Below are 12,717 nucleotides of genomic sequence, written 5' to 3' on the forward strand. Positions count from 1 at the left end.
TCCCAACCGGATGTTTTTCCCATGAAGAAGGCAGTCGTGCTTCTCTCCGGCGGCATGGATTCAGCCGCCGTCATCGCCATGGCCCAGGAACAGGGCTTCGCCGTGCATGCCCTGAGCGTGCGCTACGGCCAGCGCCACACCTCCGAACTGGATGCCGCCGCCCGCGTGGCCAAGGCCCAGGGCGTGGTCGCGCACAAGACCGTGGACGTGGACCTGCGCAGCATCGGCGGCTCGGCGTTGACCGACGACATCGACGTGCCCGAGGCCGGCGGTGCCGGCATCCCGGTCACCTATGTGCCGGCGCGCAACACCATCATGCTGTCGCTGGCCCTGGGCTGGGCCGAAGTGCTCGGCGCCAATGACATCTTCTGCGGCGTCAACGCCGTGGATTACTCCGGCTACCCGGACTGCCGCCCCGAGTTCGTGGCCGCGTTCCAGGCGCTGGCCAACCTGGCCACCAAGTCGGGCGTGGAAGGCGCGGGCATCAAGGTGCATGCCCCGCTGCAGTTCCTCAGCAAGGGCCAGATCGTCAGCGAAGGCGTGCGCCTGGGCGTGGACTTCGGCCTGACCGTGTCCTGCTACAACGCCGATGCCAACGGCGCCGCCTGCGGCCACTGCGACGCCTGCCGCCTGCGCGCGCAGGGCTTCGCCGAAGCCGGCGTGGCCGACCCGACGCTGTACGCCTGATTGCACGGTAGAGCCGGCCGCTGGCCGGCTTCCCCAGTGGATGTGAACTTCCCTCGGTGGGTGCCAACCTTGGTTGGCACTGTGTGCCGGGCACGGTCCGGCGCTACCGCTGCTGCAACCACCCCGACGCCTCGATGAACGCCCGCACCGCCTCCGGATCGGCGTAATCCAACTCGATCATCCGCGCGATCCCCGCTTTCTCATCTGGCTGCCGCCGCATGTACTCCTGCGCGATGCGATACCCGGCGTAATACCCCACATCACTCACTCCGAACGGATTGCGGGCGCTGTTGTACAGCCAGTTGTCGAGGTTGTCCCCGTCCATCTCGGCGATGAAGCGTGTGCGGATTTCCGCCTCGTGCGCGGGCCCGTAGCTGTACAGCGGCAGCGCCGGCCGACGCCCGCTCAGCCGCTCGGCCACATACTCGGCCACCCCTTCGCGCACCGCATACTGCGCCAGGCTGCCGGTGGTCTCGCGCTGCTGCGTGTGCACGTATTCGTGCAGGTTGTTCTGCGCGTTGTTCGCACCCGGCCGGCTGTCATAGAAGATCCGCAGGCGGTCGCGGATCTTCTCCGGCAGCTCGCTCACGTCCACGCGCTCATCGCCCAGCGCCATCTCCGCGCCGATCAGCACCTTGTCGCCCAGCGTGGTGCCACCGGTGCGCAGCACGCCCACCGCATAGGTGATGGTGGCCGGGCGCAGGGCAGGGTAGAGCGCACGGAACGCGACAAGATCGCGTTCCAGCGTGGCACTGGCCCGCTGTGCGTTGGCGGTGAGCGGTCGTACCGAGGTCCAGAAGCGTGGCCAGGCCTGCATGGCCTCGGCGTATTCGCGGGCGGTGTAGTGGCGCACCTGCATCAGCGCATGCAGGCCGGGGCTGCCCGGATCGATGTAGCGCTGCTGGACCAGCGCCACCCGGCGCTCGGCATCGGGCTCGGAGCGCACTGCATCGTAGGTGGCCCAGAAGCGGGCAATGTCGTCGGTGACGACCTGGGACGGGGCGGCCAGGGCAGTGCAGGGCAGCAGCAGGGCGGCAAGCAGGCTGACGATCAGACGCATCCATGGCTCCGGGAGAGGATCATAGATGGGATGCGCCAGTGGCCCGAAAGGTTTAAGCCCGCTGGCCGGCATCCTCGCCACACCGGGGTTCCACGCGACCGGCCAAAATAGGGTAGAATGCCCACCCCGCCGAATGGCCGGGGCAGTGCAATGGGCCGTTAGCTCAGTCGGTAGAGCAGAAGACTTTTAATCTTTTGGTCGAAGGTTCGAATCCTTCACGGCCCACCAATTGCATCAACGACTTAGGCGCCCTTGCGGCGCCTTTTTCGTGCCTCCGGAAAAATTGCCGGAAAAATTAAGTGGTTCCACGCTCAAGTGCATTTCTCCTGCCAGGCGGTTGAACCAACGGCAGTTCATGGTCGTAGCGCTGCCGCATCGTTTCGGTGACGTGGCCGCCTGCAGCCTTGTTGTCGCCGTCCGTGATGCCCCGGTGCTTGAGGCCGTGTAGTGCGAAGCGCTCGCTTTTGGAGATCACACCGACGCGAACCGCTTCGGTAATGAAGCGCTGCCAAGCGCTGTCGAGGGCGGACTTGGTAATGGGGTCGCCTCCTCGCTCCACCAGCAAGAACCTGTCGCTGGCACGTAGCGGAACGGGGCGCACTCGGCCCTTGCGGTTCCAGATGCGGTGGCGCCGCGCCAGCAGCTGATCCCATGCTTCGATCATCGCTTCATCCCACTCCGTCACGTTGTCACGCGATCCTTTGCGGCGATTGCTATGCACCCCTTCGACCTGGCGGTGCGCGTCGGGGATGCCAGCTGTGCAGTCGGCGCTCCTGAATGAGTCGGCCACGCTGTTCCGCCGGAAGTACTACAACAACGGCTCCCACGCCGGTTACATCCTCTACATGACCGATCCGCAGCCGGAAGGGATGGACGTGGACGCATTGCGCGACGCGCTGCGGCAGTCGCGCGGGCCGGGCAATTTTAAGAACCTGTTCGTGCATTCGCCCAACGGCAAGAAGGACGGCCTGCAGGTGATTCCCGTCAGCGAGGTGGCGGCACGCGATGAGTTCGCCGGCATCAAGAGCGTGACCCGCGATGACATGCTGGCGGCGCTGCGCGTGCCGCCTCAGCTGCTGGGCATCGTGCCGCAGAACAGTGGTGGCTTTGGCTCGATCCGCGACGCGGCGGAAGTTTGGGCGGCGATGGAACTGGCACCGCTGCAGGCGCGGATGGCCGCGATCAACGAATGGCTGGGGCAGGAGGTTATCCGCTTCGACGCGTTCGCGATGCCAGAAGCTAGAAGCTAATCCACGCTGGGAAAAGGGCTGGGTCGGGCTGGCTTCTTCGTCCTGTACCTTTCGCGTGGTAATGCCTGAGTTCCTGTCGGGACCACATCGGACTCGGTCAGTCCTTTTAGAACCAAGGCCAATCAGGGATCTTGCGCTTATTATTGGCTGGCGAGAACGGGCGCGCACGCTTCCCCAGCAAGTGTGCGGCTGTTTTACCTCTGGGTGCGGGCATTACGGCGAAGCTCGTATGGCTAGGGGCTTGATCTAAGCCGGTTGAGGCTCGCTGGCGAATAATCAAGCGACGCTCTTTGTTGTACGAGACGCCATCTGCGAAACCTGATATCGCCAGCGTGGGATTATGCTTGTAGAGCCAAGCAAATCTCCTTCGTAGCCATCCCCTAATGAGTCTCACCAGCGCGTCGTCGGGCTTAACGCCGTCGCCTCGATATGGGGGCGTTTCGGTGATGAGGCCGATATTGATGCACAGTGCTAGTAGCTGAGTGCCGTAGAAGTTTGGTGTGCGGTCCAATTCGGTGATTGTCAGCCAGACCATCCTTGCGACCAATTCCTGCACTTCTGTGAACGCTCGTTCGGGTGCCTTACGTTTGAAGGGGTCAAATATTCCCGACCAGGCGATCCCGTAGCCAAAATGCCACGTCTCACCCGGAGGAGACGTCACATATGACGCCGCTAGCAGGATGTGATAAGCGACGCGCGCCAGATGTTGGATTGGATTGTGGTGCTCGCCTAGGCCTCGCCATTCCGAGATTTCCACACCTGTTTCACTGATCCTGTCGCTTACCTCTTTTACCAGCAGAATTAGCTCCCGCAGTATAGCTGCAGCGTCTTGGCGCCCGATCTGACCCGAGGCCAAGCTCAGACGGACCTGGCGAGGGGCCTCCTTTAGCACTTCAAATATATTGTTGACAGCGAAAGAATGCGTAAGCTGGCCCGTATCGGCCAACGCTATGTAGCTCCCGAGCGTCATGCCGGCTGCGCGGAAGAAAGCGCGCCATTGGGGCAATTGCCATTGCGAGATGTCCGGGGCGTTGTAGATGCCGGGCATCTGATCGAGTAAGACGACGTTACCGAATACGGTTCTTGTCACCGGCTGGGTGGACGATGCCGCGCCACGGGTCCAGTCTCTCACCTCTCGGTGTAGGAACGAGTCAGCCTCAGTCACGGCTGCGCTAAGAACGTTAGTGGTCAGAGAGTACGTTGCACGGCTGTTTACAGGCAGGCGGCATAGTTGCTCGTACAGCGCTGTCAGCAGTGCTGGGGATCGAGTGACAAGCACTGAGCAGACCATCGGGTCCGAGAGGAGCGATAGCAGCTGCTCAGCACTTGGCCGGCGCTGACTCAACAGGCGGACTATCGACGGCGCTGACGGTACCAGGGCGTCCGCCATCAGGGCGATATGGGCTTTGTCGCCACTTTTGATTTCTAGAAGCACCGCTCGCTGAAACCTGTCGGCGTTTCCTTCATTGAATTTGGGTGGACGAACGAAAGCAACTAATGCCCAGGTCATGAATGTGGCTAGGAAAGCCAATCCCAGTAGCCCTTGCCAGACCACCGGAGTAATCGGGCCCCACTCCCATACAGGCCATGCAGACGCGCGCCAAACGTCGGTGACAAGGGTGAGAAGCCCAATGATTCCCACGGCCGCGAAGGCTAGACGCCGGATGTCGTATCTGGCGGTTTCGACTCGGAAGCGATAGCGGTAGTCCACCGTGGTCCATGCCAGAACCATCAGTGCTAGCGCTGCGATGTACTCGGCAAACCCGAAGATCTTGGGGTCTGAGGGATTCAGCGTGAAGAAGTGCATTAGAGCCTCCATTCAGGCAAGTCTAGCCTACGGCTCCGCGTGTCCAGCACCAGCGCGATGCCCGTGCACCGCAGCCCGAGGCATGGCGCGCGCACTCGTCTCCCCGCCACGCCTGCGCACTTCATAGGGTGCTTTTTCTGCACTACCTGCGTAACGGCCCAGCACCGGCCCTGCATGGCGTTCTCCGGGCGTCGCCGGCACTGCTTGGCCCTGCGGTTCCCTGCGCTATAGGGGGTGTTTGCGGGGCGCCCGGTGCGTCCTCTGGCCACCTTCGGCCGTCGCCAATTTTTCAGGTGACCACGGGAAGGAGGTAACCAGGTAACACACGGCCCCAAAAGATAGGTAAGCGATTGATAGACAATAGAAAATGGTGGTTACCTTTTGGAGTGATCTGAGGTAATTTCCCGACTCCGATAAAGTAATGTCATTGATTTAAAAGGAAAATTTTTATCATTGATGTTACCTATTGAAAAGGTAATGGGATTACTCATAAGTTACCTTATTGTTACCTTCATATGCTTCATATAAGGCATTGATTCTATTGTTGAATTTTGCTGGTCTATCGGGGTGGTTACCTTTATTACCTCTTTCCCGTGGTCACCTCAAAATTCTCATCTAATCGGGTGTAACGCGGCCATCAGCATCCCCGTCGCCGCACACGCTCGCGCCTGCAGCCCGCTCCCTTGTCGCAGCCTTTGCGACGGCCAGCCGTATCCTCCCGCCATGCCGCTGCCCCCCGACTTCTACTGGACGACGCGCTCTGCCAGCTTTCCCAGCGACAACCCCGCGGTCATCGCTTTGAACGGTGTGTGGGTAGTGGCGCTGAGACAACGGGTAGTTGACGGGATCTGGATCGCCTGTCTCGACCGACAGCCTCCCAGGTGAGGTGCCGACAGTGACCGTGTGCGACGGGGTGTGGGTGGTGGCCACGTTCCAGCGCCTCGAGGACGGCAGCTGGCGGCCACCCTCGACCGGCATCGGAACGGACCACGCGGAACATCCCGCCGCTGCAGCAGCTACGAACAAGGGCGTGCCGGCTCTGAGATGTGGGGGGCCAGGCACGAGGCCTGGCTGCGCGATGACGCGTCGACCAGATCCTGCGATACCGCCAGGCGGTACGGGCGAACAAGCTGGCCACGGGCAGCATCGAGCCGCCTTTTGGCTGGATGGCGTAGGGATCTGCCGACCCCCCAGCACCTACAACTGAGACGAGCGACTGGCGAAGGTTCCATCCTACGAGCTTAAAAATGGCCACAGCCATCGTTGATGGCAAGCACTTCATTGGATCGCCCGCCATCGCCTGTCACAGTGCAGAGGCTAACTAACGCGTAGCCCTCGCTTTGGCAGCCTTCACGTTTAGTAGATGGCTGCGGAAGGCCGGATGGATCTCCCAGTGGGCAGCTTGGAGATTGTTCCAGTTTTCGTAGCGAACGAACTTGGGATCATCCGAGTAGTTTTTGTGAGCAAACCCTTTCGGCTTGGTCTTGTCCACGATGCGAGCGTTGACAAACCCCACTTCATGTAAAAGGGCCAATAGAGCGATGATGTGATCATCTCGGTTCTGCAACGTAGATCCTCGAAGTTGCATCTGTGCAATGCCCAGCGCCCTAGCGAGATGGTCTCGCAACTGTTCAAACCCCATCTCGAAATCGGAGGAATGGAAAGAGTCGATCAACTCTCGGACTGAAGGAAGATCGAGTGAGTACTCATTCGCGACGTCGTCGACCCTCTCGGAAGAGTAGATCGACATTGCGCGATCGGCGTCGTCATCACCGATCTTAGGGTGGGTGTTGTCCTCAGCCACCTCGATCATGCTCTTGATCAACTGCAAAGCATCACGTGGGCGCTCGCGAGCGGACTTCGCGATGAAGTCTGACCAGAGGCGGCGTTGTTTACTGCCTGGGAGCAGAACGTCCTGTCCCTCAAAGAACGGTGCATACGCATTGAGAGCCGGCACTTTCACCGTCTTCATTGCCTCCCGCATACGCCGTTCAATGATTTGGACAATCACTTCATCGCTGGCACGTAGCTGCACAGTAAGCGGACGGATATGATCCACCTGGTCTCGCTGTCCTGCGTTTTCATGCATCAACCTCGACCAGACACTGGATCGCAAGGTAACGATCGGCCGAACGGCGTTGCACTCCATGGCCAGTCGTCTGACCGCGAGAATCAATGCCCATATTTTGTTCAGCTGCTGGCGGTCATCAGGCGCTGCTATCTGATCCGTGTCATCTATCAACAAGAGGAACAGCTTCTCGCTCTTGCTCAACAAGTGGTCATTCAGCGCAGATGTCAAAGCCGCACTTGAATTCCTACCGCTGATGCGACTGAGCAACTTCTTTGTATCGATTTTGGTCACAGGCTCTGCGAACTCTCCGATCAGTGACACCGCCTTAGACACGATGTCTCCTGATGCGCCTCCTGACACAGCCTCGTTGTACAAGGTGGCACGACTGCCAACAAGCGGCAGGTAAGAAGCGATCTGTGAACCGATCTCAACAGCGACCGAACGCAGCAGCGTTTCATAAAAGAACCGCTTTAGCGTTGCCAAGTCAGTCGCGGTGGGGACGCCCGTGCCTACCAACTGATCTGGTCTCACGAGGACGCATGGCGTCTTAGACTCGACTGCCGCCTTCCTGAGCCATTCCGTGAGAGCAGACTTGCCTGCTCCTTTGTTACCCACCAACACGCGCATGCTACCCGGCTCCACGCCGCAGATCGAGGCGAGCTGTGCGGGGGTCACAAAGACGTCGTTGAGGAAGTTGCGATCGCCCTCAGTGGTACCGTGACGAACGTAGGGCAGCAGCTTAGGCAGATAGGACATCGGTCTCGGGTCCTTGAGCGCGTCAGAAGCGCGGGGCCCAATGCGCCAGCGCTCCGGCAAAATTACACGGCCCGCCTTGATATCTCAATGGTTCCACGCAGACCTGCCGGAAAAAAATCCCGCATAAGCTATTGTTTTAACGGCATAGTTAAGCTGTCTTTTAATCTTTTGGTCGAAGGTTCGAATCCTTCACGGCCCACCATTGCATTCAATGACCCAGGTCATTCAGAAAGGCACCGCAATGCGGTGCTTTTTTTTTGGCTGGCCAGGGCCTCTACTTCGGCCGCATTCCCTTGGCTTTCGCGGCCGCCGTGTCGGCAGCTTCTTGTGCGGCCGTCGCTGCCAAATTCGCGGACCGGACCGCCTCCGCTTGAGCTGCCTCGAAATCGGCTCGGCGCTGCGCGCTGATCCGGCGTTCCAGTTCTGAATATGCGACGTAGCTGTCCGGATACTTCGCAGCGCACGCTTGCTGCAGCAGCGGGATCGATTGGTCGGACAATCCCGGTTGGAGGTGGGCGAGCAGGCAGTCCGCATACGCTGCGGATGCTGGCGGAGTGCTGCTGGCCTGCGGTGAGGCGGCGGCAAGGGTGGTGGCGATCAATACACCCAACATGGGAACCTCCTTGTGGAAATGAGCGTGGCGGTGACCAGTCCGTGAGCCAAGGTGCGCGTTGCATGATCATCACCGACTCCATGGTGCTCCAGTTCCGGTGGATCGGCAAAGTGCCGCGAACGACAGTGCCTCCGGCGGTCTATGCTCAGCACTTTCTCAGAATGGGCCATCCCATGCGCTTGATCGTGCTGTCGCTGTTGTTGTCCACCGTCTCCGCTACACCACTGATGGCCGCGGAACCGGCGCCGTCCGCACAATCAGCGGCCGCAACCCCGCTGGTGATCGGCGAAACCTTCACCATCGAATCGAAGGCGCTGGGCGAGACCCGCCGCATCAACGTCTATCGCCCGCAGCCGTGGGGCCTGGATCCGAAGGCGCCGCTGCCGGTGCTCTACATGCCTGACGGCGGCATCGGCGAGGATTTCCTGCATGTGGCCGGGCTGGTGCAGGTGCTGAGTGGCAACGGCAGCATGCGCCCGTTCCTGCTGGTCGGCATCGAGAACACCGAGCGCCGCCGCGACATGACCGGCCCCAGCAAGGACCCGCAGGACCAGAAGATCGCGCCGCGCATCGGTGGCTCGGCGGCCTACCGCGCGTTCCTGCGCGATGAACTGATGCCGCAGGTGCGCCAGCGTTACCCGACCACCGACGAGCGCGCGTTGATCGGCGAGTCGCTGGCCGGGCTGTTCGTGGTCGAAACGTTGCTGCAGGAACCGACGCTGTTCAACAGCTACATCGCGCTGGACCCCAGCCTGTGGTGGAACCGGGGCACCATGCTGGCGGGCGCGGCCAAGCAGCTGCCGGCAGTGACGCGCGCACAGCCGCGCGTGTTCCTGGCCAGCAGTGGGCAGCCGGAGCTGGCTGCGTCCGCCGCGCAGTTGGCCACGCTGCTGCAACAGGCGTCGCCGTCGCCGCTGGTGAAGTACCTGCCGCTGCCGGAGGAAACTCACGCCACGATCTATCACCCGGCCGCATTGCAGGCGCTGCGCACGCTGTTCCCGGCGCCGCCGCCGGCCTCGCCGTAAACCGAAGGATTGGCGTGCAGCCGCATGCCATGTGAGGATGCGGCAGCGGCGCCATCCGGTGCGCCGCCCGTAACGGGAGCGTGTGGATGCAGCGTGTGCGTGGATGGAGTGTGGCGGCCTGCCTGGCCGTCAGTGGCTGTGCGATGTCGGTGGCGCCACCGGCAACGCAGAGTGAAGCGAAGGAGAGCCCGGCCGCCGCTGTGTCGGGCGTGGTATTGCCGGATACCGAAGCGCTGCGTGTGCACGATCCGGTCGGCCGCGATTATCCGGTCTGGGTGGCATTGCCGGCCGACTACGCCGCACATCCGGAAAAGAACTATCCGGTGCTGTACGTGACCGACGCGCTGTACAGCTTCCCGCTGGTGCGCAGCGTGCGCAACATGGTGGGCCAGAAGGGCGTCAACCTCGAGGATTTCATCCTGGTCGGGCTGCCTCCGCAGGAGGGCCTGACGTCCAAGCAGAGCCGCTCGCGTGATTACACGCCCAGCGACCCGGCGCGTACCGATCCGCGTGACTACAGTGATGACGTCAGCTACGGCGGCGCAGCGCACTACCGCGATTTCCTCGCCGAGCAGGTGCTGCCGATGATCGATGCGCGCTACCGCACTGATCCGGCGCGGCGTGCCTATGCGGGGCATTCCTATGGCGGCCTGTTCGGCGCCTATGTGCTGACCACGCGCCCGGACATGTTCCGCACCTACATCCTGTCCAGTCCGTCGCTGTGGTTCGACGACCATCGGGTGCCGCGCATGCAGGCCGAGGCCAAGGCGCCGGCGCAGCCGACCACGGTGGTGCTGTCGGTGGGCAGCTTCGAGACGGTCAAGCCCGAACCGCGTTATTTCACCCGCAACGACATGCTGCGCCACAACGCCGAATTCGCCGAGCAGCTGCGCAACAGTGGGCGATCCTTGAAGGTGGAGAACATGGTGATCGATGACGAGGACCACTTCACCGTTTACCCGGACATGATCACCCGCGCGCTGCTGAAGGTGTTCCCGGGTACCGGGCCGTACAGCAGCGGTTGATGGAGGATTCCATCCACGCCATAGTGGATGAGTGCATCAGGCTGCCTGCGCATCCGGCCCGGTCAATACGCCGACATCGGCATGCCGGAAGCACAGACGGATGGCGTCGAGCAGCTCGCTCATGTTGTAGGGCTTGGGCAGGAAATGGATGCCGTCGCGCAGCTGCGGCAACACCTGGTGCTGGTCCATGCCCGAGGTCACCAGGATCGGCAGGTGCGGGTACAGCCCGCGTACCTGGTTGGCAGCTTCAATACCGCTGATCGCACCCAGGTTGACGTCAGTGAACAGCAGGTCGAAACGCTCTCCAGCGGCCAGCAGGCCCAATGCTGCTTCGGCGGAGCTCACGCCCACCACGTGGCAGGCCTGGCTTTCCAGCGCAAGACGGCTCAGCTCGCGGGTTTCCTCGGCGTCCTCGATCAGCAGGACGCGGGGTTCAACGTGGCGCTTGGACAGCAACATGACGCTACAGCTCCGGAAAGCAGCAATGAAAAGGCGCGCAAGTATGCGCAAGCCGGGGGTGATCCCGGCGTGCACGCCAGGCTAAGCGGGCGTTACAGCGGGCGTGGGCGTCGCCGGCGTACCTGCCAGGCCAGCACCGCCACGGCCAGCAGCGCGGTGCCGATGCGCAGGCTGGTGGCCTGCCAGCCGAGCGCGACGGTGTCATCCAGGCTGAATACATTCCAGGCCAGGTTCATCGATACGTGCAGCACCAGGCCACACCACAGGGTGTCGCCGTCCAGGTGATCCAGCCAGGCGAAGATGAAGCCGCCCAGGGCAATCACCGCGCCGACGAACAGGGCGGTCACGCCACCGTCGAAGCCGCCGAAGCCCAGCCAGTGCACCCAGCCGAACAGCAGCGCCTGCGGCAGTGCCAGCACGGCCCATGGGCCACGAATGAGCTTCACCAGCAGTACGAAACCGAGGCCGCGGAACAGCACTTCTTCGGCCAGTGGGAACAGCCCGGCGAGCATCGTTGCATCCAGGGCGGTCAGTGCGGTGTTGGGCGTGCCCAGTAGCGCCAAGCCCAGCCAGCACGGCAGGCTGGCCAGCAGCACCCACATCGGGCCACGCCAGCCGTTGCTGTGCAGCCCCAGGCTGGCCATCAGACCCATCCCGCGTGGACGCAGCAGCGCGGCCAGCAGCAGGGCCAGCAGCACCGCCAGTGCGTTGTCGAGCAGGCTGCCGCCATAGGCAATGGGCAAGGCGGGAATCGGCGTGCCTGCGGCCACCGCGATATCGCGCAGATTCAGGCCAACGCCGACGCCGAGCAGCGCCAGCACCCATCGCACGGCGTTGGCCAGGCGGGAAAGAATGGTCATGCGCGCACTCCCCGCGGAACCAGCGTGCAGTGTGAAAGGTGGCGAGGGACGCCGGCACGCGCCGGAAGTCCCTGTGCCATCGGTCATGCGTTGCCGCACAGTCATCGCGGTGCAGGTACAGTCGATGCCAGACTGACAGGAGCAATGCCGATGCTGTGCCCCGTGTGCAAGACCCAGACCCTGCAGATGGCCGAGCGCCATGGCATCGAGATCGACTATTGCCCAAGCTGTCGCGGTGTGTGGCTGGATCGTGGCGAGCTGGACAAGATCATCGAGCGCGCCGGCGCGGGTGCAGCGGTGCCGCCGCCCGCCGCGGTGCAGTCGCAGCCAGCTGCCGCGCCGCCGCCGGTGATGCACCGTGACACCCGCCATCTGGGCCAGCGCTACGAGGACAACCGTGGCCAGCAGTACGGTCACAGCTACAAGAAAAAGAAGAAGGACAGCTTCCTGTCGGAGCTGTTCGACTTCTAGCCGCTTCGCTCTTTGTAGCGTCGAGCCACGCTCGACGCTACGGGAGCCGCATGATCACGGCCGGCGCAGGATGAACTCGCGATCGCGGGTATCGCCGACGATGAAGTCGTACTCGCCCACTTTGCTGCAGCCATAGCGTGCGTAGAAGCGCTGCGCGCCGAAGTTTTCTTCCCATACGCCCACCCACAGGGTGCGGCGCTGCGGTTGGTCCAGCCACTCCATGAACGCCTGCATCAGGCGCGCGCCGTGGCCGCCGTTCTGGTAGTCGGCCAGGATGTAGAAACGCTTCAGTTCAATGTCGCCCTCGCGGGCCTCGGCATGCGGCAGGGTGTTGGCACCGGCGGCCAGGTAGCCGACCACGGCGTCGCCGTCCGTCAGCAGCCAGATGGCACTGCGTGGGTCGGACAGTTCGATGCGCTGCGGTTCGCTGCTGTAGTGCGCCTGCAGGAAATCGTGCAGTTCCTGCGGCGGATACGAGTCGCCCCAGGTTTCGTTGTAGGTGGCGATGGCGGTGGCCGACAACGCGTCGACGTCGGCAAGGGTGGCGCGGCGGATCTGCAGCGACATGGCGGGGCCTGCAATGGAACGAGGCGCAGTGTAGCCGGCCCCGGCGGCTGCCGGGGCTGGCGCTTG

At 62.6% G+C, this 12,717-nt stretch carries 12 protein-coding genes, 1 tRNA gene and 1 pseudogene; 6 read left to right on the plus strand and 8 right to left on the minus strand.

Annotation, left to right across the window (positions count from 1 at the left end):
- Positions 1–21: 21 nt before the first annotated feature.
- Complete coding sequence (gene queC, locus AC5P8Z_RS05850) at positions 22–687, plus strand: 7-cyano-7-deazaguanine synthase QueC (protein WP_014038216.1); 666 nt, start codon at positions 22–24, stop codon at positions 685–687.
- Between the two features lie 103 nt (positions 688–790).
- Here queC and AC5P8Z_RS05855 read toward each other — a convergent pair whose 3' ends face one another.
- Positions 791–1,747 (minus strand): DUF2268 domain-containing putative Zn-dependent protease, encoded by a 957-nt coding sequence (locus tag AC5P8Z_RS05855; protein WP_495228429.1) that lies wholly within the window; start codon positions 1,745–1,747, stop codon positions 791–793.
- Positions 1,748–1,899: 152 nt separating this feature from the next.
- Between AC5P8Z_RS05855 and AC5P8Z_RS05860 the strand changes: the two genes are divergently transcribed.
- Positions 1,900–1,975: transfer RNA gene (locus tag AC5P8Z_RS05860), tRNA-Lys, on the plus strand.
- A 67-nt stretch (positions 1,976–2,042) separates the two neighbouring features.
- Here AC5P8Z_RS05860 and AC5P8Z_RS05865 read toward each other — a convergent pair.
- A complete protein-coding gene (locus AC5P8Z_RS05865) occupies positions 2,043–2,432 on the minus strand; it encodes a site-specific integrase (RefSeq protein WP_414496175.1) in 390 nt (129 codons plus the stop codon).
- A gap of 64 nt (positions 2,433–2,496) precedes the next feature.
- On the opposite strand from AC5P8Z_RS05865, the pseudogene AC5P8Z_RS05870 reads away from it, so the two are divergent.
- A pseudogene (locus AC5P8Z_RS05870) lies at positions 2,497–2,997 on the plus strand (phage portal protein); the annotation flags it as partial.
- A gap of 106 nt (positions 2,998–3,103) precedes the next feature.
- Here the strand turns inward: AC5P8Z_RS05870 and AC5P8Z_RS05875 are convergent.
- From AC5P8Z_RS05875 to AC5P8Z_RS05885, 3 genes are all read right to left on the minus strand, one after another.
- Positions 3,104–4,804, minus strand: a complete 1,701-nt coding sequence (locus tag AC5P8Z_RS05875; RefSeq protein WP_495228431.1) for a hypothetical protein — start codon at positions 4,802–4,804, stop codon at positions 3,104–3,106.
- A 1,321-nt stretch (positions 4,805–6,125) separates the two neighbouring features.
- Positions 6,126–7,631: a P-loop ATPase, Sll1717 family gene (locus AC5P8Z_RS05880; protein ID WP_495228432.1), complete on the minus strand. Its 1,506-nt coding sequence runs from the start codon at positions 7,629–7,631 to the stop codon at positions 6,126–6,128.
- Positions 7,632–7,905: 274 nt separating this feature from the next.
- Positions 7,906–8,244 (minus strand): hypothetical protein, encoded by a 339-nt coding sequence (locus AC5P8Z_RS05885; protein ID WP_295565397.1) that lies wholly within the window; start codon positions 8,242–8,244, stop codon positions 7,906–7,908.
- Between the two features lie 173 nt (positions 8,245–8,417).
- Between AC5P8Z_RS05885 and AC5P8Z_RS05890 the strand changes: the two genes are divergently transcribed.
- Together AC5P8Z_RS05890 and AC5P8Z_RS05895 are read left to right on the plus strand one after the other, a co-directional pair.
- The gene (locus AC5P8Z_RS05890; RefSeq protein WP_495228433.1) at positions 8,418–9,269 is read left to right on the plus strand and encodes an alpha/beta hydrolase; all 852 of its coding nucleotides are present in this window, start codon (positions 8,418–8,420) and stop codon (positions 9,267–9,269) included.
- An 86-nt stretch (positions 9,270–9,355) separates the two neighbouring features.
- Positions 9,356–10,294, plus strand: a complete 939-nt coding sequence (locus tag AC5P8Z_RS05895; protein WP_495228434.1) for an alpha/beta hydrolase — start codon at positions 9,356–9,358, stop codon at positions 10,292–10,294.
- Between the two features lie 36 nt (positions 10,295–10,330).
- Here AC5P8Z_RS05895 and AC5P8Z_RS05900 read toward each other — a convergent pair whose 3' ends face one another.
- Entirely contained in the window at positions 10,331–10,753 is a 423-nt protein-coding gene (locus AC5P8Z_RS05900; RefSeq protein ID WP_057496965.1) for a response regulator, read from the minus strand.
- Between the two features lie 92 nt (positions 10,754–10,845).
- Positions 10,846–11,613 (minus strand): CPBP family glutamic-type intramembrane protease, encoded by a 768-nt coding sequence (locus AC5P8Z_RS05905; RefSeq protein ID WP_495228436.1) that lies wholly within the window; start codon positions 11,611–11,613, stop codon positions 10,846–10,848.
- Between the two features lie 150 nt (positions 11,614–11,763).
- Here AC5P8Z_RS05905 and AC5P8Z_RS05910 point away from each other — a divergent pair, with 150 nt between their 5' ends.
- A complete protein-coding gene (locus tag AC5P8Z_RS05910) occupies positions 11,764–12,084 on the plus strand; it encodes a TFIIB-type zinc ribbon-containing protein (RefSeq protein WP_295572912.1) in 321 nt (106 codons plus the stop codon).
- Positions 12,085–12,138: 54 nt separating this feature from the next.
- On the opposite strand, the gene AC5P8Z_RS05915 is transcribed toward AC5P8Z_RS05910, so the two are convergent.
- Entirely contained in the window at positions 12,139–12,651 is a 513-nt protein-coding gene (locus tag AC5P8Z_RS05915; RefSeq protein WP_495228438.1) for a GNAT family N-acetyltransferase, read from the minus strand.
- Positions 12,652–12,717: the final 66 nt, after the last annotated feature.

Source organism: Stenotrophomonas sp. YJH_SMC_17 (genome assembly GCF_059371655.1).